Annotated in this window: 17 protein-coding genes and 4 pseudogenes; 7 read left to right on the forward strand and 14 right to left on the reverse strand. The window is 71.3% G+C overall.

Annotated elements, in window-relative coordinates; genetic code table 11:
- Positions 1-146: 146 nt before the first annotated feature.
- Both OG390_RS04450 and OG390_RS04455 read left to right on the forward strand, forming a co-directional pair.
- Positions 147-380: pseudogene (locus OG390_RS04450) on the forward strand (ArgP/LysG family DNA-binding transcriptional regulator); the annotation flags it as partial.
- A 192-nt stretch (positions 381-572) separates the two neighbouring features.
- On the forward strand, positions 573-3,095 hold the full coding sequence (locus OG390_RS04455) for a SpoIIE family protein phosphatase (protein ID WP_406165093.1): 2,523 nt from the start codon (positions 573-575) through the stop codon (positions 3,093-3,095).
- Between the two features lie 30 nt (positions 3,096-3,125).
- On the opposite strand, the gene OG390_RS04460 is transcribed toward OG390_RS04455, so the two are convergent.
- Positions 3,126-4,112 (reverse strand): aldo/keto reductase, encoded by a 987-nt coding sequence (locus OG390_RS04460; protein WP_406165095.1) that lies wholly within the window; start codon positions 4,110-4,112, stop codon positions 3,126-3,128.
- Between the two features lie 71 nt (positions 4,113-4,183).
- Positions 4,184-4,849, reverse strand: a complete 666-nt coding sequence (locus tag OG390_RS04465; RefSeq protein ID WP_406165097.1) for an NUDIX domain-containing protein — start codon at positions 4,847-4,849, stop codon at positions 4,184-4,186.
- 107 nt (positions 4,850-4,956) lie between these two features.
- Between OG390_RS04465 and OG390_RS04470 the strand changes: the two genes are divergently transcribed.
- On the forward strand, positions 4,957-5,310 hold the full coding sequence (locus tag OG390_RS04470; RefSeq protein WP_406165099.1) for a hypothetical protein: 354 nt from the start codon (positions 4,957-4,959) through the stop codon (positions 5,308-5,310).
- A 35-nt stretch (positions 5,311-5,345) separates the two neighbouring features.
- On the opposite strand, the pseudogene OG390_RS04475 reads toward OG390_RS04470, so the two are convergent.
- From OG390_RS04475 to OG390_RS04485, 3 genes and pseudogenes are all read right to left on the reverse strand, one after another.
- Positions 5,346-5,600 (reverse strand): annotated as a pseudogene (locus OG390_RS04475) (glycoside hydrolase family 16); the annotation flags it as partial.
- A gap of 89 nt (positions 5,601-5,689) precedes the next feature.
- A complete protein-coding gene (locus OG390_RS04480) occupies positions 5,690-6,562 on the reverse strand; it encodes a universal stress protein (protein WP_406165101.1) in 873 nt (290 codons plus the stop codon).
- Between the two features lie 108 nt (positions 6,563-6,670).
- A pseudogene (locus tag OG390_RS04485) lies at positions 6,671-6,847 on the reverse strand (substrate-binding domain-containing protein); the annotation flags it as partial.
- A 1-nt stretch (position 6,848) separates the two neighbouring features.
- Between OG390_RS04485 and OG390_RS04490 the strand changes: the two are divergent.
- Positions 6,849-7,511, forward strand: a pseudogene (locus OG390_RS04490) (glycoside hydrolase family 36 N-terminal domain-containing protein); the annotation flags it as partial.
- 84 nt (positions 7,512-7,595) lie between these two features.
- On the opposite strand, the gene OG390_RS04495 reads toward OG390_RS04490, so the two are convergent.
- From OG390_RS04495 to OG390_RS04510, 4 genes are all read right to left on the reverse strand, one after another.
- The gene (locus OG390_RS04495; protein WP_406165103.1) at positions 7,596-8,234 is read right to left on the reverse strand and encodes a hypothetical protein; all 639 of its coding nucleotides are present in this window, start codon (positions 8,232-8,234) and stop codon (positions 7,596-7,598) included.
- A gap of 90 nt (positions 8,235-8,324) precedes the next feature.
- Positions 8,325-10,175, reverse strand: a complete 1,851-nt coding sequence (locus OG390_RS04500; protein ID WP_406165105.1) for a GMC family oxidoreductase N-terminal domain-containing protein — start codon at positions 10,173-10,175, stop codon at positions 8,325-8,327.
- Positions 10,172-11,554: a hypothetical protein gene (locus tag OG390_RS04505; RefSeq protein ID WP_406165107.1), complete on the reverse strand. Its 1,383-nt coding sequence runs from the start codon at positions 11,552-11,554 to the stop codon at positions 10,172-10,174. Before OG390_RS04505 ends, OG390_RS04500 begins: the two co-directional genes overlap by 4 nt.
- Positions 11,551-12,237, reverse strand: a complete 687-nt coding sequence (locus OG390_RS04510) for a FadR/GntR family transcriptional regulator (RefSeq protein ID WP_406165109.1) — start codon at positions 12,235-12,237, stop codon at positions 11,551-11,553. The genes OG390_RS04505 and OG390_RS04510 overlap by 4 nt, the downstream gene beginning before the upstream one ends.
- Positions 12,238-12,488: 251 nt before the next feature.
- Here OG390_RS04510 and OG390_RS04515 point away from each other — a divergent pair, with 251 nt between their 5' ends.
- Positions 12,489-13,685, forward strand: coding sequence for a glycoside hydrolase family 64 protein (locus tag OG390_RS04515; RefSeq protein ID WP_406165111.1), 1,197 nt, complete (start codon positions 12,489-12,491; stop codon positions 13,683-13,685).
- A gap of 37 nt (positions 13,686-13,722) precedes the next feature.
- Here the strand turns inward: OG390_RS04515 and OG390_RS04520 are convergent, their stop codons facing one another.
- A complete protein-coding gene (locus tag OG390_RS04520; RefSeq protein WP_406165113.1) occupies positions 13,723-14,850 on the reverse strand; it encodes a sulfite oxidase in 1,128 nt (375 codons plus the stop codon).
- Between the two features lie 33 nt (positions 14,851-14,883).
- Positions 14,884-15,543 (reverse strand): TetR/AcrR family transcriptional regulator, encoded by a 660-nt coding sequence (locus tag OG390_RS04525; protein ID WP_406165115.1) that lies wholly within the window; start codon positions 15,541-15,543, stop codon positions 14,884-14,886.
- A 116-nt stretch (positions 15,544-15,659) separates the two neighbouring features.
- Between OG390_RS04525 and OG390_RS04530 the strand changes: the two genes are divergently transcribed.
- Positions 15,660-16,223, forward strand: a complete 564-nt coding sequence (locus OG390_RS04530; protein WP_406165117.1) for an NADPH-dependent FMN reductase — start codon at positions 15,660-15,662, stop codon at positions 16,221-16,223.
- Positions 16,224-16,360: 137 nt separating this feature from the next.
- Positions 16,361-17,038, forward strand: a complete 678-nt coding sequence (locus OG390_RS04535; RefSeq protein WP_399092371.1) for an AIM24 family protein — start codon at positions 16,361-16,363, stop codon at positions 17,036-17,038.
- A gap of 124 nt (positions 17,039-17,162) precedes the next feature.
- On the opposite strand, the gene OG390_RS04540 is transcribed toward OG390_RS04535, so the two are convergent.
- The 3 genes from OG390_RS04540 to OG390_RS04550 all read right to left on the reverse strand — a co-directional run bounded on the left by OG390_RS04540 (position 17,163) and on the right by OG390_RS04550 (position 21,379).
- Entirely contained in the window at positions 17,163-18,944 is a 1,782-nt protein-coding gene (locus tag OG390_RS04540) for a M4 family metallopeptidase (RefSeq protein ID WP_406165120.1), read from the reverse strand.
- 327 nt (positions 18,945-19,271) lie between these two features.
- Positions 19,272-20,321, reverse strand: a complete 1,050-nt coding sequence (locus OG390_RS04545; protein ID WP_406165122.1) for a polyprenyl synthetase family protein — start codon at positions 20,319-20,321, stop codon at positions 19,272-19,274.
- Positions 20,318-21,379, reverse strand: a complete 1,062-nt coding sequence (locus OG390_RS04550) for a tetratricopeptide repeat protein (protein ID WP_406165124.1) — start codon at positions 21,377-21,379, stop codon at positions 20,318-20,320. The genes OG390_RS04545 and OG390_RS04550 overlap by 4 nt, the downstream gene beginning before the upstream one ends.
- Positions 21,380-21,645: the final 266 nt, after the last annotated feature.

Genomic DNA, 21,645 nt, shown 5'->3' on the forward strand with positions numbered 1-21,645 from the left:
CACTATGACCGAGCGGGAGCGGAACGCGTCCCCGGGGTATCGGACTTCTGCCCCGCAGGAAGGACGGCAGAGGCTTGCGCAGCTTGCGTACGCCGCCTCGGACACCGGCGGCCGGGCTCAGGCTCCGGCGATCAGCGTGGCACCCATCGCGATCGTTCGTGGCCGCCGTCGTGGCCGGAATGGGCTGGGGCATGGTGCCCGAGGCGCAGGCCGACCCCTTGCTGCGCGCCGGGCGCTTGGTCGACCTCGCACCGGACCGGGGCGTCGACGTTCCGCTGTTCTGGCAGCAGTGGAAACTCGACTTCCCGGCGCTCGCGGCGGTGGCCGACGCCGTGGCGGCCGTCGCCGCGGAAACGCTCGCCGCCGCACCGGGTTCTTGAATCACCTTGCTCCCGGGCGGCTCCTGAACGGCGTACAACCCGGTATCTTCGCGCTGGGCACAGCCGAGCGCGGCGGCGGCGAGCGGCGCGCGCGACACCGTGCTCCCAAGGGCGTCGAGGTGCGGTCAGGGGCCTGAGAGGCGCATTCTTGCTGTGTTACCCCCCTGGCGGCGGGCGGACGAGGGCAGACCGATGAGTGGGAGCGCCGAGCTTGCGGACCGGGCGCTGGAAAGCCTGGCCGCCCTGCTCAGCGCCGCCGTGGCGGACGCGATGCGAGCGGCCAGCGGCTTCGCCGGTGGCGTATATCTGCGCTCGAGCACACCAGGGCTGCTGAGGCTGGCCGTGCTCGCGGGGCTGCCCGGCAAGCTGTTCCGCCCCTGGTGGCGCATGCACATGGATCGTCCCTTCCCCGTCGCCGACGCCCATCGGCTCGGCGTGGAGGTGCTGCTCACCGATCCCACGGAGACGATGCGCCGCTATCCGCAACTCGCCGCGGGGCTGCCCTTCCAGTTCGGTTCGCTGTACGTCCCGGTCGTGGGGGCCGCGACACCGTACGGTGTCCTGACGGTGCTGCGGCCATCGGCCTCGGACGCCACCGAGGTACTGCCGGATCGTGACCGGATGACCGCGGTGGCCCAGGAACTGGGTACCGCTCTGGCGGCGCTGGACAAGGACCGGCACGGCGTCCTGTGGGACGAGGAGCCGATGTGCACGCGGCCACCGGTCGAAGGCCCTTCATCGCGGTGTGCGGGGGGGTTCACCTGGGATCCCGATGGCAGCGTCATGGCGGACGACGCCTTGTGGACCCTCCTCGGCACCAGTCGCGAGGGCTTCGCCGGAACGCCGGAGGCGCTGGCCCACGCAGTCACCCGCGAGGATCCTCGCCTGCTGCTGGCCGCGCTGCGCGAGACGGCCGCCGGGCGGCCGCCGCCGCACCCGCTGCCGGTGCACACCGCGGACGGCGCACTACGGTTGCTGGAGCTGTGGATCTCCGGTGGGGCGCCCGTACCGCCGTACCGGGTCAGCGGCGTGATCGTCGATCCGGGCCTGGGGCCGGCCGCGGACTGTGCGGCCGATCTGCTCCCGGAGGGCGTGTTCGCGGTCGACCGGCTCGGACTGATCACGTACGCCAATCCGCGCGCCGCCGAGCTGCTCGGCCGACCGCGCACGGAGCTGCTGGGGCGGCCGTTGTGGGAGGCGGTGCCCTGGCTGGACCGGCCGGCGTACGAGGATCATCTGCGTGGAGCGCTGATCTCGCCGGATCCGGTGCAGTTCCAGGTCAGACGCCCGCGCGCGGGCGAAGGAGAGGTGCCTTTGGGGCGCACGGGTGGCGCCTGGCTGGCGCTGTCCCTCTACCCCGGGCCCGGCGGCCTGACGTGCAAGATCGTGTCGATGGGGCGGGCCGCGGACACCACGGAGCCCGTCCCGTTCGACGCGAGTGTGACGGCCGAACAGACCGAGGTCGACGAGCCCGTGACCGGTGTCCCGACGACGCCGCCGCAATACCGGCCCATTGTCCTTGCCATCGCGCTGTCCGAGGCGGTAACGGCCCGCCAGGTGTCCGAGGTGGTGATGCGGGAGCTGCTGCCCGCGTTCGGCGGACGCCGCCTCGCCATCTATCTGCTCCAGGACCGGCGCCTGTACCTGGCCTGGGAGACGGGCTTCCCCCAGGGATTCCTCGCCCCGTTCGACGGGGTGGGTCTGGACGCCAAGTTGCCCGGGGTCGAGGCACTCACCGGTGGCCGCCCCCTCTTCTTCGAGTCGATGCAGCAATTGGCGGCCGACTATCCGGGCATACCGCTGGACGCCAAGGAGGGGGCCCGGGCCTTCCTGCCGCTGATCGCCTCGGGCCGGCCGGTCGGCTCCTGCATCCTCGGCTTCGACCGCTCCCGCGGCTTCAGCACGGAGGAGCGTACGGTGCTCACGGCGCTCGCCGGGCTGATCGCGCAGGCCCTGGAGCGGGCCCGGCGCTACGACAACGAGGCCGCCCTCGCCCGCGGGCTCCAGGAGGCCCTGCTGCCGCACCGTCTGTCGGCGCACCCCCTCGTGAAGACGGCCGGGCGGTATCTGCCCGGCACCCTGGGGATGGACGTGGGCGGCGACTGGTACGACGTCGTCGAGGCCGGCGACGGGCTCGCCCTCGTGATCGGCGACGTACAGGGGCACGGCGTCCAGGCGGCGGCCACCATGGGTCAACTGCGGAGCGCGGTACGGGCGTTCGCGCTCGGGGACCGCTCCCCGGACGAAGTGATGAGCGGGACCAACCGGCTGCTCATCGACCTCGATCCGGGTCAGTTCGCCAGTTGCTGCTACATCAGGGTCGACCCGGTCACGGGCATCGCCCGAGCCGCCCGTGCCGGGCATCCCCAGCCCCTGCTGCGCCATCCCGACAGCCGCACCGAGGTCCTGGACCTGCCCGGCGGGGTGGTGCTCGGTGTGGACCCGCAGGCCCGGTACCCGGTGACGGACCTGCTCCTGGAACCCGACGCCGTCCTGGCCCTCTACACGGACGGCCTGGTGGAGCGCCCCGGCATCGACATCGACGAGGGCGTCGAAGCCCTCCGCGCGATCCTGTCCCGTGCGGGCGCACCGGGCAGCCCCTCCCTGTCCAGTGCGGCCGATCTGCTCACCGCGGAGGCCCGGCAGGCCACCGAGCGTCCCGACGACATCGCGCTGCTCCTCATGAAACGCCGCTCTCCGCACGACGACAGGTAGGTGTTCAGGAGGGACTCCCGCCCGGTCCCCTCAGTGCGCCGCATCGAGCCGGACCCGCTGGTCCGGTGTCAGTTCCAGGTCCACCGCGGCCAGGTTCTCCTCCAACTGCGCCACGCAGGACGCGCCGGCCAGCGGGATCACCGGCAGCTCCGCCCCGATCTGCCAGGCCAGCACCACCTGGTTGGGACTCGCCCCCGTCTCCTTCGCCACGTCCCGCAGCACGGCGAGCCGGGCCGGGGTTCCCAGGTGGTCGTATTCGGACAGCAGTGGCTTGTCCTGCCGTACGTACGCTCCGGTCAGCAGCGGCGAGTAGGCGACGAGGGTCAGGACGGGCTCGGCCTTCAGGTAGCTGAGCAGCTCCCCCGTCGCCGCGCCCAGGTTGCCCTCGGGGAAGAGTCCGCTCGGCACGTCGACTCGGGGCCGCAGGAGGCTGTGGTGGTACTGCAGCACCTCGTAGCCGGGCAGTCCCGCGGCCGCGGCCAGTGCGCGAGCCCGCTCCACGCGCCATATGGCGTGGTTGCTCACGCCGAGCAGCCCGACGCTGCCCTGCGCGGCCAGTTCGCCCAACCCCTCCACGGTCTCCCGCTGTGCGACGGTGCGGTCCTCGATGTGCGCGTAGAGCAGATCGATCTTCTCCACACCGAGCCGTTCCCGGCTGCGCTCGGACGCCTCGCGGATCACCTTGGCGGACAGGCCCTCGGGGTTGTCGATGTAACCGGTGCCGGGCGCCAGCGGCCGCGCGCCCAACTTGGTCGCGATGACGATCTCGTCGCCGATGCCGCGGCTGCGCCGCCAGCGTCCGAGCAGCGCCTCGCTCTGCCCGCCCTGGCTGTCGTCGGTCCAGAAGGCGTAGTTGTCGGATGTGTCGATGAAGTTCCCGCCGGCCTCGACATAGCGGTCGAGGACGGCGAAGGAGGTCTTCTCGTCCGTCCGTGAGCCGAAGAGCATCGCGCCGAGCGCGAGCACGCTCACCTCACGGCGGGTCTTGGGGTCGGTGCCGATCGTGCGGTACCTCATGCTGTCCCTCCCTGGCGGGCCCGAGATCCACGGGGCCGCCAGGGAGTCTGGAACTTGAAGTGCTCTTCAAGTCAAGCCTTCCTGAACGGTCCGTCCAGGGCCGCCCACTGCAACAGCATGATCGTCTTGGCGTCGGCGATCTCCCCGGTACGGATCATGCCGAGGGCGCTGCGGAAGGGCAGTTCCACGATCTCGATGTCCTCGCCCTCCTCGTCCAGCCCGCCGCCCTCGTGGGTACGCGTGGACGGGCCGTACGAGGCGGCGTAGAAGCTCACCCGCTCGGTGACCGAGCCTGGGCTCATATAGACGTCGAAGACATGGTGGACCGCGCCGACGGTGTGCCCGGTCTCCTCGATGACCTCGCGCCGCACGGCGACCTCGGGATGCTCGTCCTCCTCGTCGAGCAGCCCGCCCGGTGTCTCGATCAGCATGCCGTCAGGGTGCCCGTTGACGTACACGGGGTAGCGGAACTGCCTGGTCAGCAGCACGGTTTCGCGCTCGGCGTCGTACAGGAGGAGGGTGGCTCCGTTGCCGCGGTCGTGCGTCTCGCGCTCCTGGGTGCTCCAGGTGCCGTCGGCGTGCCGGAAGTCGAAGGTGGTGGTGCGCTCCACGTACCAGTGGCAGGACAGGAGTTTCACCTCGCGGACCCTGACCCGGGGGTTGCCGGTCAGATCGCTGCCGACGCGGTCGAGTCCGGTCCGGCCGCGGCGGTCCGGGGTGTCGATGCCCGCGGTCATCGCGGGCCGACCGGACGGGAGCGGGAGAAGTCGTTCATGGCCACTGTCTACCATCTGGAACCGAATACCGAGGTCACAGCGGGGCTTCGCCCGTCTAGGCTCACGGCATGGAACAGACGGAGATCATCCTGCGCGCCATCGGCGTCCTCACCGAGACCAACGCGATGGTGCGCAGGATCGCCCAGGACGAGGACGCCGAGGTCGAATCGACGCAGACCCAACTCGGCACACTCGTCACAGAGGTGTTCCCCAGGGTCGAGGTGCCCGGCGACGCCGGACCCGCGGAGGCGGGCCAGGCCGTCGCGGACGCCTACCTGCCCGCCACCATCTCGCTCGTGGGCGCGTTCGCGTTCCTGTTCTCCGAACTCGCCGACCTCCACGACTCCGGACGGACCGACATCAAGACGGCCGACCTGCTTCAGGACCTCGCGCTGCGGATGTCAAGGGCGGACAACTCCTAGGAGTCACTTGTGTACAAGCCTGCCCGGCGGCGCGGTCACCCCTTCTGCTCGACGCGCACCCAGTCGGTCTCGGCCTGCACCCCGCCGGCCGCGACCTTGTCGACGCGCGACTGCCGCAACCCCCGGTAGGGAGTGATGACCTGGTTCCACCCCGCCGAGCAGGCGCCGCCCAGGGCGAGGCTGAGGATGACGTGCTGGTTGTGGTCGAAGACCCATGGGCCGCGGATCGATTCCAGCTTATTGCGGGTCGGCTCCTGGACCAGGGTGTCGTCGACGTAGAAGCGCATGGCCGCTCTGCGAGATCAGTCCATGAACGCCACCGCGACGGAGGAGACAGAGCCTCTTCAACCAGCCGTTCTTGAGGTTCAAAGACGGTTTCTCAGGCGTGCGGAACCACCGCCACCGGACAGGGCACGTGGTGCATCATCGCGTGGGCCACCGAACCGATCCGTGCCCCCACCGCCGGACGCAGGGCCCGACGGCCGACGACCATCAACTGGGCCCGGTCGGCCAGCGACAGCAGTACCTGCCCGGCGCTGCCCATCTCGACGTGCTGCGTGACCGGCACGCCGGGGAAGCGCTCCCGCCACGGCTGGAGCGCATCGGCCAGTGCCTTCTTCTCAAACGGTTCCAGTCCCCCGGCCTCGTCCAGCAGCTTCAGCGAGCCGGGGCTGTAGGCGAACACCGGCGGCAGGCTCCACGCTCGTACGGCGCGCACCCCGGCGCCACGCGCCGCCGCGGTCTCGAACGCGAACCGAAGGACTGCCGCGCTGTCGTCCGGACCGCCCTGCTGGCCCACGACGATCTCCCGACCCCCCGCTTCGGCCGCGGCGCGGTCATCGGCGCGCACCAGCACGACCGGACACGGCGCCTCGGCGATCACCTGCTGTCCGACGGAGCCGAGCAGGAAGCCGACGATCGTGCCGTATCCACGGGATCCGAGCACCAGGGTCCCGGCCGTCCCGGCCTCGGTCAGCAGCGAGTCCACGGCGGCGCCGTCCAGGACCTCGGCCGTCACCGGCAGGTCCGGGTGTCGATCCTCGACGGTGCGGACCGCGTCCTGCACCATGTCCCGCGCCCAGCCCGCCTGATCGCCCCGGTCTCCACCGCGGAGCATCTCGTGGTGCGGCCATTGCCAGGCGTACACCACGCGAAGGGGCAGCCCGCGGCGGACGGCTTCCCTGCCCGCCCAGGCCAGTGCGGCCCGGCTTTCGGGGGATCCGTCCACGCCCACGGTGATCCGGTCGGTCATACGCCCGCCTTTCCGTCGCCGGCTCGTTCGCCGTGCCGGCCCTCGTCCATGCTGACCGGTCCAGTGTCGGTCACCGTCACCCTCGACTCACGCAGGCCCGAGCGCGGCCTACGCCGACTCGCGCACCACGACTTCGGGATCGAAGATCACCGAGGTGGGCTCGGTCCGCGCTCCGCGAAGGTGCTCGTCGAGGAGTCGGGCCATCATGGAGGCCATCTCCTCGACCGGCTGCCGCACAGTGGTCAGCGGCGGACGGCAGGCCGTCGCGGCGCTGGAGTAGTCGAAGCTGCGCGTCGACGAGACAGGCGCGCCCTGCCACCTCGCCTGGGGCCCACGCCTGGCGCTCGCGGAGGCCGAGGAACTCGCCGTGCCCCGGGCCGCCTCGACCAGCAGCTTCGAGGGAAGACCCCCCGTCGGGGAGGAACTTCCCGTGGACGGCGGGACGCGCTACGGACCGCCGTCGCTGCAAGTCCGGTTCGCGGACGGTTCCCGCGCCTTCGAGTGGCAGCCGACCGGCCATCGTGTGGACGAAGGCGAGCTGGAACTGGCGTTCCGCGACCGCCGCTGCCCCCTGCACGTGGCGCTCCACCACCGCGTACGGGGCGACACGGACGTCATCGAGCGATGGACCGTCGTGCGCAACGCCGGCGAAGAGCCCGTCACCCTGCTGCGCACCGACTCCGCGGCGTGGACCCTTCCCCCGCTACGGAACTACCGGCTCAGCCATGTCACCGGGCAGTGGTCCGCCGAGAGCCAACTCCGGCGCAGTCAACTCCCGTACGGCGAGATTGTATTGACGAGTCGCCGCGGGATCACCAGCCATCACGCGAACCCCTGGGTGATGCTGGACTCGGGCGAGGCGACGGAGGAGCACGGCCGGGTGTGGAGCGCCGCCCTCGCGTGGAGCGGGAGTTGGCGGATCACCGCGCAGCGCACCCCGGACGGCCGGCCCATGGCCTCATGCTCCGCCGAACGGGGCGCAGTTGCGACCCTCGGCGCGGGCGCGCGGCCTATGCGCGGGGCGCCGACGGCGTCAGTAGCGCTGTGCCTTGGTCAGCCGGGGGGTCAGTACGGGTTCGGTCGGCTGCCTGCTGATGGCGATGGGCTGGGCCCGCTTCCCCGGTTCGAGGTTCTGCGCTCCGACGAACCTGGTCTCCACGACCTTGCCGTCAGAATTCTTGAAGTCGATCTGCACGGCGTACGACGCCTTGTGGTCGGTCTTGTTGGTGATGGTGACGAGCACGGCGAGCAGCCCGCCGGTCTCCGCCCTGGGCAGGCCGGTCATGCCGACTTCGGACAGCGCGTTGCCGCTGCCCTTCACGTCCTTCAGCTCCTTCTCCGCAGCCGCGGAGGCGCGCGCCGTATCGGCCGAGACCGACGCCTCGAACGCCGAGGCCGCGGCGGAGGCGGAAGAGGCCGCAGCCGACGCCGAGGCGCGCGCCGAGCCGTTGATCGAGGAGGCGGCCGAGGACAGGGCCGACGGCGGTGTGCCGGTGAAGTTGGACGTGTTCGGCGGAGTCGGGCGCGGGCTGACGGGGGAGGCGCCGCTCTGCTTGTCGTTGTCCGTGCTGCACGAGACCAGCACGGCCCCGCACGCGACCATGGCCAGGAGAACGGCGAACCAGCGTGGTCGGCTCGATCGTTCTCGGCCGTCGGAAATGCCTGTGCTCATGAGGGCTCGTCCTCTTCCTGACATACGGGACTCCCCTCATGCTCCGCGCCGGTTCCGGGGTGCGCGAACGGCGCGGAGCATCTGAGTGACTCAGCGTGCGGCCGGGCCGCCCTCCCTGTCTAGGCAGGTCTCCGCGATCGCCAGGGCGGCCGCCATGATGCTCAGCTGCGGGTTGACCTCGGGGCAGCCGGGCAGTACCGAACCGTCCGCGATCAGGACTCCGCGAACGCCGCGCAGCCTGCCCTCCGGGTCGGTCGGTGCCCGCTCCGTATCGGCGCCCGCTGCCGCCGTGCCGGTCGGGTGGAAGGCCGAGAGGTGCAGGTTCCGGGCGTTCACCGAGGTGAGCAGTGCGTCGAGTTCGTCGAGCGAGCGGGCGCGCGGGGCGAACGGGACGCCGGTGAGGACCTCCTCGGCACCCGCCGCGAAGAGCAGCCTGCCCATCGCCCGTACGGCCGTCATCAGCCGGTCGCCGTCACCGGGGTCCAGGTCGTAGCGGACGAGGGTGCGCTCCCGGCCCTGGACCCGGCCGGAGGGCCGGTCGGCGATCATGGCGCCGAGGGTCGCGAGGTGCTCCGTGTCCTCCAGCTCGCGCCGCAGCTCGCGGCCCAGGCCGGGGAGGACGAAACTTCCCATGCCGGGCGGACTCGCGGTCGCCTCTATGAGGACGCCGCGGGCGTGCAGTTCCTCGACGCCGACGCTCTGCAGCACGCCCTGCCAGGCGGTGACCGGCTCGGCGAAGCGTCCCGCGACGCTCGTGGCCGGGTGCACGCTCAGGTTGCGGCCCAGGCGTGGATGTCCGCCGAGGCCCGAGCGGCGCAGCAGGGGCGGTGTCTGCAGCGCTCCGGCCGCCGCCACGACGAGCGGGGCGAGGATCTCCAGTTCGCTGCCGTCGGGCCGACGCGCCTGTACTCCGGCGGCGCGCGGCATTCCCGGTGCGTCGTGGTCCAGCAGGATGCGCCGGACCCGCGCACCCGTGACGATCCGGGCTCCCGCGGCGCACGCGTCCGGCAGCACGGACAGCTGCACGCTCTGCTTGGCGCCGCTGGGACAGCCGACCACGCACTGGCACGAGCCCTTGCAGCCGGGCGCGTTGCGACGCAGTGGTCCGGCCCGCCAGCCGAGCCGGTCGGCCCCCGCGAGGGCGAGCCGCCCGTTGTTGCCCAGCACATCGAGCGGCTGGGTGGCCACGCGCAGGGTGCGCTCGATCTCGTCGAGCCGGGGCCCGAGGCTCTCGGCGAGCCCGAACCCGTACTCCTGACTCCACCGGGCCAGCACATGATCCGGAGTCCGGTAGCAGGTACCGGAGTTGACCACGGTGGTGCCGCCGACGGCGCGGCCGACCGGCAGCAGGAGCGGTGGGTTGCCGACGGCCACCGTGGCGCCGCCGTCCCGGTACAGCTCGGTGAATCTGTCGAGCGGCGTCCGGCGGCCGAAGGACGCCGTCGAGTGGTGTTCGCCCTCCTCCAGGACGATCACGCTCAGCCCGGCGAGCGCGAACGTCCGGGCGGCGACGGCGCCGCCCGCGCCGGATCCGACGACCACCACGTCGGCGGTGGCGCGTGTGGGCCACTCCTGCGCGGGAGTGCAGTCGAGGGGCGGGTCCTGCGGAGCCTGCACAGGAAGGGGCGCGGCCGGCATCCTCTCGGTGCCCGCCGCGAGCATCACGGGCACCTTGAGCAGGTCGAGCAGCGGGACGAGCCGGGGTCGTGCGGCCAGGGAGCCGAGCACGCTCTCGCGTTCGTCGGGATGGAGTGCCGCCAGGCGTCTGCCGGTGCGCAGGACGGCGTACGTCTCCACGGCAGCGACGGCGGTGTGCAACCCGGCCCGGGCGGGCCGGGGCAGCGCGGCGAGCACCGTGTCGAGCCGGTTCGGTACACGAGACGGCCAGACCTCGTCGCCGGCGTCGGCCAGCAGCGCAGCGACGAACCCGTGGGCGGTCACCGTTCGCCCGCCTCGGCGTGCGCGGTGCCGTCCAGGAGCCAGGATGCCTCCGGGCGCCAGCGGCCCCACCAGCGTTCCAGCACGATGTGGGCGTCGGCGGACTCGCTGTTGCGGCACACGGCGCGGGCTCCGTCCGGGTCGCGGTACTCCAGGGTGAGGGTTCGCTCGGCGGGCTGGTCGACCTCGACGCGGATGCGGCGCAGTGCCGTCCGGCCGGTCACGGTCCACCTGGGCAGACCGAACGCGGCCCGGAACCGTCCCAGGCCCAGCCAGCCGATCGCCGACCGTTCCGCCCGGCGCGGCCAGGTCCGGCCTCGCCGGCGCAGGCGCAGGAAGACCAGCGGAGGAAGCCGCCGCAGGCCCGGCCGGGTGGAGACGGCCGCCACGATCTCCAGGACGTCGCCGCCGCCCAGCTCCGCGTGCAGCCAGGTCCACCGGTGTGCGTTGCCGTGCCCGTAGATGCGGGCCGAGGCGCCGGGTGCGCCGCGCAGAGTCAAGGCCTGATCACCGTAGGTGAATTCGCCCTCGTACGTGGCCCGCGCGGCCGGGAGCATTTGGGCGGCGGGCAGCAGCGGCCGACGCCAGGACCAACGCGGGAAAGTGAACAGCGGTGCTCCTTGGGGGCGTTCGGTGAGCTTCCAGTGAAAGTCGTCGGCGCTTCCTGCCAGTTGACCTGGGGTGGCCGTGACGTTGTCTCCCGCGAAGCCGTCCGCGGACCGGGTCCAGGGAACGGGCCCGAAGCGGGCGTGCCGCACCGCGCCCTCGCGGGGAAACGCCGCGACCCATCCGTGGGCGAACGGCTCGGATCCGTCGGCGGGCGCGGTCACTTCGTGGTGCAGCCAGACACCGGTGCCGCTCGCCGGATCGGTCAGCGTGGTGTACCAGACCTCGGTGCGGCCCGGTGCGCCGTTCCAGCGCGGTGGGAAGTGCTCCGCGCCGCTCTCACGGCGCGGGAAGCGGAAGCTGAGGAGGAACGGCGCGAGGCCCGTCGCCAGCGGGAAGCGGAGCACTCCTTCGCCGACCCGCGCGTCGCCCTCGTACAGCGTGAACGGCAGAACGGTCATCGACTCGACCGGCCGGCGCGCGGTCACGGACTTCCAGCCGTCCAGGGTGAGGCGGCGGCCGTCGGCGGTGAAGGCGAGTTGATAGCGGATGCGGCGTCGCGCGAGCGGTGACACCTCCAAGTCTCCCTCGGCGCACGGGTCGTCGGCGAACCCGGAGATCCGCACCCGGCCGGTCAAGCGTGCCGGCGTCGTGCGGTGCGGGCGCAGTACGGCGTCGGCTTCGGCGCGCAGGTCGAGGCGTATGCGGCGCTCCCGTGTCTCGGCGTCGAGCCGGACCGTGCCGAGCATCGTCTCCGTGAACGCCGTGCCCCTCATGCGAGACCCTCCAGCATGATGCGCTCGGTGTCCCGCAGATAGGCGTCGGCCGCCGCGTGCGCCCGCCGGGCGTCCTGGGCCGTCACGGCCGCGACCACCCGCGCCAGCCGTTCGTGCGCCGCCGCCGGGTCGGTGAAGGGCCCCTTGAGCAGGGAGCGGACGGGCAGGTAGGCGTTGAAGAGCGTGTTCGTCAGCAGGACGTAGACGCGGTTTCCGGTGGCCCGGGCGAGTGCGCGGTGCACCTCGACGTCGGCCAGCTGCACCGCGTCGGCGCCGTCGGCCTCCCGTACGGCTTCCAGCAGCACATGGAGTTCCGCGCGCTGCTTGCGGGTGGCCCTCGACGCGGCCCGCTCGGCGATCAACGCGCCGACGCCGCGCCGCACTTCGAAGATCTCGTGGACCCATTTCGCGTCGTGCCGCACGAGCATGGGCAGCAGGTCCGCCCCGCCCAGGCGTGCGTAGTCGCGCACCCTGGTCCCGACCCCGTGCCGGGTTTCGAGCAGTCCCGCCTGGACGAGTCGGCCGAAGGCGTGCTTGAGCGTGGTGCGGGTGACTCCGTAGCCGTCGGCGAGTTGGCGCTCCGGGGGTAGATAACTCCCCGCTGGATGACGGCCCTCGAGTATGTCCGTGCGCAGCCGGTCCTCGAGGACGTCCACGATGGTCTCGCGGGGCAGTGCCTCCACGGTTCTCCCCTCCGGGCAAGTGGATGAGTGGCTGATCCACTGAACCAGTGCGAGTCTCCCTCGGTCAACCCCTCGCCGGAAGGCGGCCATTGGGGCGCGCGAAAGCCGCTCCCCGTCGGCGGCCACCCGCCGCCAACCGAGCATGATTGGACCAGACCAACCCTGTCCGGATCGTTGACATGTACGCCATCGGGCGCAACTCTGAGAAGACTTTGAGAGCGCTCTCAGGACGAGTCGGACGGAGGAAGAGGATGCCCAGGAAGAGCAGATGGCGGGCGTTGGCGGTGGCCGCGGCCACCCTAGCGACGGTACTGCTGACGTTCGGGACCCCGTCCCGGGCCGAGGCCGCCGTCCCCGCGACCATCCCGCTGAGGTTCACGAACAACTCCGGCCGCAGCGACCCGGTCTATATCTACGACCTCGGAACGCTGCTGTCGACGGGCCGGCAGGGCTGGGCCGACGCGAGCGGCACATTCCACGCCTGGCCCGCGGGCGGCAACCCGCCGACGCCCGCGCCCGACGCGTCGATCGTGGGTCCGGCGAACGGGCAGTCCAAGACGATCCGGATCCCCAAGTTCTCCGGACGGATCTACTTCTCGTACGGGCAGAAGCTCGACTTCCGGCTGACGACCGGCGGTCTCGTGCAGCCGGCCGTGCAGAACCCGAGCGACCCCAACCGCAACATCCTCTTCAACTGGTCCGAGTACACGCTCAATGACTCCGGCCTGTGGATCAACAGCACACAGGTCGACATGTTCTCGGCGCCTTACGCCGTCGGAGTCCAGCTCGCCGACGGCACGACGAAGAACACCGGCCATCTCAAGGCGGGTGGGTACAACGGCTTCTTCAACGCCCTTCGGGGTCAGCCCGGCGGCTGGGCCAACCTGATCCAGACCCGGTCCGACGGCACCGTGCTGCGGGCCCTCGCCCCTGGTCATGGCATCGAGGCGGGCGCGCTGCCGAGCACGGTCATGGACGACTACGTCAACCGGGTGTGGCAGAAGTACAGTTCGTCGACGCTGACGGTGACACCTTTCGCCGACCAGCCGAACACGAAGTACTTCGGCCGGGTCTCCGGTGGCGTCATGAACTTCACCAACAGTGCCGGGGCCGTCGTCACCAGCTTCCAGAAGCCCGACTCCGACAGCATCTTCGGCTGCTACAAGCGGCTCGACGCGCCCAACGACCTGGTGCGGGGCCCCATTTCGCGCACCCTGTGCGCGGGCTTCAACCGCTCCACACTCCTGGTCAACCCCAACCAGCCGGACACCGGCTCGGCGAACTTCTACCAGGACACGGTGACCAACCACTACGCCCGCAAGATCCATGCGCAGATGGCCGACGGGAAGGCCTACGCGTTCGCGTTCGACGACGTCGGGAATTACGAGTCGCTCGTCCACGACGGCAATCCGCAACAGGCGTACGTCACGCTGGACCCGTTCAACTGACGGGCAGTCGAGGGCGGCCGGGGCTCCGGCCGCCCGCTCACCCGGCGCCCTCGGAGTCCAGGCAGAGTACCGGGACCCGCTGGACGAGGTTGTTCGCGAAACCGCCCCGGTTCCACGGCTGGTCCAGCGGCTGGGTGTGGCCCTCGGCGTCGGTGGCCCGTGCGCTGAGCACATGAGGGCCTGGGGTCGCCGTCCAGGCGAAGCGCCAGGGCCGCCAGGCCCAGCGGTGGTCACCGCCCCCGTCGAGATCGGCCGCGTGCCAGGAGCGCCCCTCGTCCGTGCTGACCTCGACCCCGGTCACCGGCGCGCGCCCCGACCAGGCCCGTCCCTCCAGCGCCACGACGCCCGGGCGGACCACCCGCCTCCTGGACATGAAGTCCGGGAATCCGGGCGGGATCAGCAGGGCGCGCGGGGCGATCCGGGTGACCGGTTCGCCCTCGTCCCCGGCGTCCTGCCGAAGCCGATAGGCCACGGCCTGCTGGAATCCCCTGAACGGCGTGTCCGTCACCCTGATCTCGCGCAGCCACTTCACATGCGCCATGCCGTACCAGCCGGGCACCACCAGCCGGACCGGATGTCCGTGTTGCGGTGGCAGCGGGCCGCCGTTCATCTCGTACGCCACGAGGACCTCGGGCGCGCCGCCCATGGCCACGTCGAGCGCAAGGGCCCGCTGGTAGTCCTGCTCGACACCGCGCTCGACCCCATGATCGGCGCCGGTGAACACCACGTCCACGGCCCCGGGTTCGACCCCGGCCTCGGTGAGCAGCACCCGCAACGGCACACCGGTCCACTCCGCCGTACCGACCGCCTCCACCAGCCACGGCTGACTCACCGGCCGGGGCGTCAACAGGGCCCGCCCATTGCCCGCACACTCCAGTGTCACCCGCCGCGTGACCGCGGGATACGCCCTCAGCTCATCCATCCCGAGCACCAGCGGCTGCCGCACCCCGCCCCTGACGACGAGCCGCCATGCCCCCGCTTCGCCATACGGGATGTCGTAGTGCGTCAGCACATAGTGGAGCCCCGGCGGCGTCACGTCGTACCGCAGCGCCTCCAACGGCATCCCATGATTCCGAGCGGCAAGAGCCAGCTCCTCCTGGCTGATGCCTTCTTCCGGCCCGGCCAGCCGAGCGGGTTCGCTCACGTCGTCGAGGCGGTGCCCCATGCCCGCATTGTCCGCCTTCCCGCCGTGGAGGCGCTAGGCGGTCGCCGGACGCGTACTCCGCTCCACCAGGTCGTGCCAGCCCGACTCCAAGCGCTCCACAGACATGCCGCGCTGGCGGGTCAGGTGGTGGACCAGGGCGGGTTCCAGGTAACCCATCAGGATTTGCGCGACGAGTTCGATGTCCGTGGCCGGGGCGGTCTGGCGCAGCAGCATGCAGACGTGCATGAAGCGGACGCGGTACGGGGCGGAGCTGAAGCGGCGGGAGGCGTCCGGCTCGGCCGCGAGGTAGAGGTCGAGCTGCTCGGAGGTCTGGCGCAGGGCGCGACAGCCGAAGGCGTGCAGGCGCTCCGCCGGTGACGCGCCGGGGCCGAGCGGGGGTGGACCGCTGATGAAGGCGGTCTGGAACCGCTGCTCGGTGTGGTCGAGGAGCGCCATCAGCAGGCCGGTGCGGTCACCGAACCGCCGGAAGACGGTCCCCTTGCCCACCGATGCCGCGGCGGCGACGGCATCCATCGTCACCTTGGCCACCCCGTGCTCCTCCACGAGGCGGGCGGCGGCCTCCAGCAGACGCGCGCGGTTGCGTGCGGCGTCGGCGCGCAGCTGGGGGGCTTCGCCAGGGGCGGCGAGCTCCATCAGCACGGGTTCGTCGGACGGTTCCTGTCGCTTCGGGAAGGGCGGAAGTGGGGTGGGCATGAAGCCAGACTAGCCCGAGACCGGGAAAACTGGACTGCGGTCCGGTTCAGTGATACACATTTAACCGGACTTCGGTCCGCTTTATTGCGGCAATGTTTCAGCTTCGGGAGATCACCATGTCCGTACATATCCTCGCGCTCGTCGGCAGCCTGCGCGCCGGCTCCCACAACCGTCAGCTCGCCGAGGCGGCCGTCAAGCTCGCTCCGGAGGGCGCGGAGGTCGAGCTGTTCGAGGGCCTGGCCGAGGTCCCCTTCTACAACGAGGACATCGACGTCGAGGGCAGCGTGCCCGCCGCCGCCGTCAGGCTGCGTGAGGCCGCCGGCCGCGCCGACGCCTTCCTGCTCTTCTCGCCCGAGTACAACGGCACGATCCCGGCCGTGCTGAAGAACGCCATCGACTGGCTGTCCCGCCCCTATGGCGCCGGCGCCTTCAGTGGCAAGCCCGTCGCAGTGATCGGCACCGCGTTCGGCCAGTTCGGCGGCGTCTGGGCGCAGGACGAGGCCCGCAAGGCCGTGGGCATCGCCGGTGGCACCGTCCTGGAGGACGTCAAGCTCTCCATCCCCGGCTCCGTGACCCGCTTCGCCGAGACCCACCCCGTCGACGACGCCGAGGTCGCCGCGCAGCTCACGGAGGTCGTCAGCCGCCTGCACAGCCGGGTCGGCGCGGCCGACGCCGCCTGACAACTGCCGTGAGGGCCGGTCCGGTTCACCCGGGCCGGCCCTTTCGCGCGTCACGAGATCGCTGTCGAATGTCTCAGGTCCGCACGATGGCCTGCACGATCTTGGCGGAACGAAATCCTCCGGGCCAAGATGCCCGCATGAAGGGTGATCTCTTTTCCAGTGACCACATGGTGCAGCCCGCTCTCGCGCCGGGCATGACCATCCAGAACGCCAAGTCCATCAAGTACGCCGTCAACGGCGAGATGTTCGCACGGCAGGGGGCGATGGTCGCCTACCGGGGGAACCTGCAGTTCGAGCGCAAGGGCCAGGGCGTCGGCGGCATGCTCAAGCGGGCGGTCACCGGTGAGGGACTGCCGCTGATGACCGTCCGCGGGCAGGGCGAGGTCTGGTTCGCGCACGAGGCGCAGAACTGTTTCATCGTCGGCATCGAGCCGGGCGATGTGTTCACCGTCAACGGCCGCAACGTCCTGTGCTTCGACGCCACGTTGTCGTACGAGATAAAGACCGTGAAGGGCGCGGGAATCACCGGCGGCGGCCTCTTCAACAGTGTCTTCACCGGCCACGGCGGCCTCGGGCTGATCTGCGAGGGCAACCCGCTGGTCATTCCCGTCTCGCAGCAGCAGCCGGTGTACGTCGACACGGACGCGGTCGTGGGCTGGACCGCCCACCTGCACACCTCGCTGCACCGGTCGCAGTCGATCGGCTCGATGATCCGCGGCGGCTCCGGTGAGGCCGTTCAGCTGAAGCTGGAGGGCGAGGGGTACGTCGTCGTACGGCCCAGCGAGGTGACGCCGCAGAAGGCGCAGCAGCACTGATTTCGGCAACGACGAAGGGTGCCCCGCCACACGGCGGGACACCCTTTGTCACCTCTGGGCGCCCGGGGCTGTCACCCTTCGGCGCCCAGACGCGTCACCGGCCGAAGCCCGGGCGTGTCGCCGGTCAGTGACCGGCGGCGGGCGTGTTGGCGGTGGTGACGTTGACCGCGGCCCAGGCCTTGCCCACCGTCTTGTACTCGGTGCTGTTCGCCCCGTACATGTCGGCGGCGGCCTTGAGGGTGGCCTTCCGCGCGTCGTGGAAGTCGGTCGTGGAGACCATGTAGCGGGTGAGCGCCCGGTAGAAGATCGCGGTGGCCTTGGCGCGGCCGATGCCGGTCACCCGCGAACCGTCGTACGTCGGCGAGTCGTACCGCACGCCGCCGATCGTCTTGCGACCGCTGCCCTCGGCGAGCAGGTAGTAGGCGTGCGAGGAGACGCCGGAACCCGCGTGGACCTCGGTGTCGTAGGCCGCGGGCGACCAGTAGTCGATAGTCCCTTCGAGCTGGTCGAGGGAGGGGTGGTCCAGACGGCGCAGGAACTTCTGCGCGAGGCCCAGCTTCTCGCCCACGAGGTAGTTCGGCGGGTTGTTCGGGTTGTTGGTGGCGAACTCGACGTTCGAGCCGAAGATGTCGGCGAGCGACTCGTTGAGGGCGCCCGGCTCCCCGAACTGGTTGCCGTCCTGGTCCACGCGGGTGGGCTCGAGGGCGGCGGTGGCGTCGACGACGCCGTGGGTCAGCTCGTGGCCGGTGACATCCAGGACGACCAGCGGCTTCTTGAACAGATCGCCGTCACCGTCGCCGTACAGCATGCAGCCGCAGGTCGAGTCCCAGAAGGCGTTGCCGACCTTGTTGCCGAAGTGGACCATCGCGCGGGCACCGGCGCTGTTGTTCTTGATGCCCTTGCGGCCGAAGGTCTTCTTGTAGAAGTCCAGCGTCTTGGTGATGCCGTACTGGGCGTCGACCGCCGCCGTGGTCCGGCTGGAGGTGGTGCCGGTGCCCCACTTGTTGTCACCGTCGGTGAACTTCTTTCCGCGCGAGAAGGCCTCCAGCTCCTGCCCCCTGGCGTCCCGGGTCTCGGTGTTCCACCGGGTGCGGTCCTTGAGGCGGAAGCTGGTGCGCGCGGTCCGGGTGGTCTTCAGCGTGACCGAGCCGACGAAGAGGGACTTTCCGCTCCCGGTGGCGGTGACCGGGTAGTGGGTGGCTGCCGTCGTGCCGACCGGGCCGGACGGCTGGGTGGCCGCCGTGCCCGTCTCAGGGGTCGCCTGCTCGCCCCGCTTGCGCAGCGCCTCCCCCAGGGACGGCGAGATGAACTCGTCGCTGTCGGGGGTGTTACTGCGTATCTTGCCGGTTCGGGCGTCCACGACGACCGTGCTGGAGCCGCCGGACTCCGCGGTCTCGCTGTCCGTCACGCGCACCTGGTAGGCGAGGGCGGCCGCGCCGTCGCGGGCGTCCACGACGAGCTCAGCGCCGCTCGCGTCGCCCTTGGTCACCGCGGCGGCCTTCTGCTCGGCCTGCTGGGGTGTCAGCTTCGCCTCGGTGGTGGCCGGCTCGACCGCGTGGTCGGCGGCCCGGGTCACGCCCAGGTAGGCGGACTGCTTGCCGAGGTGGACGACCAGGTCGCCGCCGAGGACCGGAAGGCCCTGGTGGGCGCGGACGAAGCGGACGTGCCGCTTGCCGTCCGGGTCCGTCATGACGTCCTTGGCCTGCAGGGTGTCACCCTCGGTGACACCGGTCGCCGACGCGTGCGCGAAGGCGGCCGCGCGGGCGGCGTCGACCGTCGAGGAGGCCGAAGTCGCCTGCCGGGCGGGCGAGTCGGGCGCCGCCGCGAAGACGGGGCCCGCCGGGAGCGTGGCGGCCGTCGTCACCGCGACGGCGATCGCCACGCGGCGTATGTGGGGTCTACGCACTGAATTCCTTCAGACAGGGCAGCCGGGATCACCAACTGCCGTGAGGCACGGCGCTGTTGGGCGCCGTGGGGGCTGCTTGGCCCCGATGCGACACCTTCAGCGATTTGCCATGTACATGTAAAGACGAAAGATCCCTTTTATTACTTTCCGGGTGATCTCTTTACGAATGTTCGCTTCTCGGTGATCAACAGGTGACCAACTGCGCGTCGCCCGGACAGATGTGAGGGGGGATGAGGCGGTTGCCTGACAAGGCCCGCCGAGGCGCACATGTGACGGAGGTCGCAGCGCCTCCGGCCCGGAGCGGACGGGTCCGCAGGCGTGGAGGTGTCAGATCGCCCGGTGGGCGAGGGAGGACAGCAGGGAGCGCAGTTCCTCGGCGGGACGCGGGGCGAGCGACGCCGTCGCCAGCAGCGCGTCCGCCGCGTCGAGGTGACGGCGGGCCTCGCGCAGCGCAGCCGTACGACCGCCGGCCCGCTCGACGAGGGCCGCCGCCTTGCGTACGCCGGTGTCGTCGAGGGCGGCCGGGCAGGCGAGGAGTTCGGCGAGGGCGGAATGGCCGGGCGCGTTCAGAGCGACGAGGACCGGGAGGGTCTTCTTTCCCTGACGCAGATCGCTGTGGACCGGTTTGCCCGTGACGACCGGTTCACCCCAGATACCCAGAAGGTCGTCGGCGATCTGGAAGGCCACTCCGAGATGACGCCCGGCACGGTCCAGTGCGGCAGCGGTCTCCGGCGGCGCTCCGGCCAGTTGGGCGCCCAGGGCCAGCGCACAGCCGAGCAGAGCGCCGGTCTTGTGCTCGGCCATCGACTCGTACTCCCCCACACCGACCGCCTCGGGCCCGGTCCAGGGGCGGTCGGCGAACAGCAGGTCGTCCGCCTGGCCGTGGACCAGGTCGCGCAGGGCCGTGGTCAGATGCCGTACGGCCGCCGCGGCGTGCGCAGTCGCGGGCGCCGCGGTGAGGGTCTCCACGGCCAGGGCGAAGAGGGCGTCGCCGGCGAGTACGGCAGGGCCGGTGCCGTACGCCTTCCAGAGCGCGGGACGGCCGCGGCGCAGCGCGTCGCCGTCCATGATGTCGTCGTGCAGCAGCGAGAAGGTGTGCACGAGTTCCACCGCGACAGCACCCGGCACGCCCGCCGCACCGGGACCTCCGGCCGCCTCCGCGCCCAGGACGGCCAGCGCCTGCCGTACGCCCTTGCCCTGGCTGTGGGTCGCGGGGGCGCCGCCGATCTCGCAGCGGCCCAGCGCGTATCCGACCATCTCCGCCACCCAGGGGTGCAGTCCGTCGATCGCCTCCGCGAGGGCCGGTGCGACCAGTTCACGGCAGCGGCGCAGGATCTGTGGCGCGGTGGGCGGTGACTGCAGGGCCGTGGAGGTCATCGGGCGGCCTCCGCGTCGGCGCCCTCGGGTTCCGGCGTCAAACCGAGTTCCGTCCGTGCTCGTTCGACCATCTGCCGGGCGTGACGCAGTCCGATGCCCTCCAGTACGCGGGCCAGTTCGGTCAGGTCGGCGGCGGTCTCGGCACGGTCACGACCGAGGCGCGCCAGGGACTTGACGAGTCCGAGCCGGGACAGCGCCCGGCCGCGCGGCTCGCTCATCGCCTCGAACTCCGCGAGCGCCTGCGCGTAGACCTCGCGGGCCTGGTCGTAACGCCCGGCCCGGTAGAGGACGTTGCCGCGCATCTTGTGGTTGTAGGCGAGCGCGCCGGACAGGTTCATCGCGCGGCAGGACACCTCCGCCTCGCTCAGCAGGGTCAGCGCGCGGTCCGCGTCCTGGTCGCGTACGGAGACGATGTCCGCGAGGCCGCGCAGGGCCCAGGCGTGGCCGCGCCGGTCCTCGGCGCGCGCGGCGATCTCGGCCGCCTCCTCGAACATGGCGTACGCGGTGTCGTGGGCACCGGTGTTGCGGTGTATCTGCGCGATGCCCTCCAGGGCCCACACGGTGTGCCGGGCCTCGCCGCGCTTACGGGCCTCGGCCAGGAGCTGTTCGTGCAGGGCAGTCACGGCCGCGTAGTCGCCCTGGATGCGGCCGGTCTCCGCCATTCCCGCCAGGGAGTAGCCGCGGACGACCACATCGCCCGCCTGCTCACCGAGTTCGGCGGCCAGTCGCAGCAGCCGCCACGCCAGCGGGAAAGCGCCGCGCTGCCGGGCCAGCGTGCCGCCGCTCCACAGCGCCCACGCCATCGCCCCGGTGTCCCCGGCCTCGCGAGCCGTGCGATAACTCGCCTTCCACGCCCGGTCGGCGTCCGCCACCTGCCCGAGGCGACGGTGCGCCTCGGCGACCGCGAGACCCGAACGGGCCGCCTCGGTACGCGCCCCCGAGCGCTCGGCGGCGCGCAGTTGCTCGGTACCGGCCGCGAGAACGTCGGTCAGCGAGGAGTTCACGGACAGGGTGGTCAAAGCGCCCTGGTACTCCGGGGCGAAGGCCTTGCCGTACATGTATGCCTTTCCGTATGCCACCGGTCGGGACGCACTCACGCGTCGGCCGCCGATGCGGGCTGTTCTTGGTTCCTGTCGATCGGCGGCACGTGACGACCCGGCTATACCCTCTGCGTATACATGGCATGTATACGCAGAGGGTATAGTGCGCCGGATTTCCACCTGGAAATCCCTGGTTCACTGCGGTGCACGCGCTGCCCACCCGTTGCCGATCAAGACGACGGCGGCGCCCGCAAGGTTGCCTGGAGTGACGAGGAGGCCAAAAT

This window comes from Streptomyces sp. NBC_00996, from assembly GCF_045162675.1.
Classification (GTDB): Bacteria; Actinomycetota; Actinomycetes; order Streptomycetales; family Streptomycetaceae; genus Streptomyces.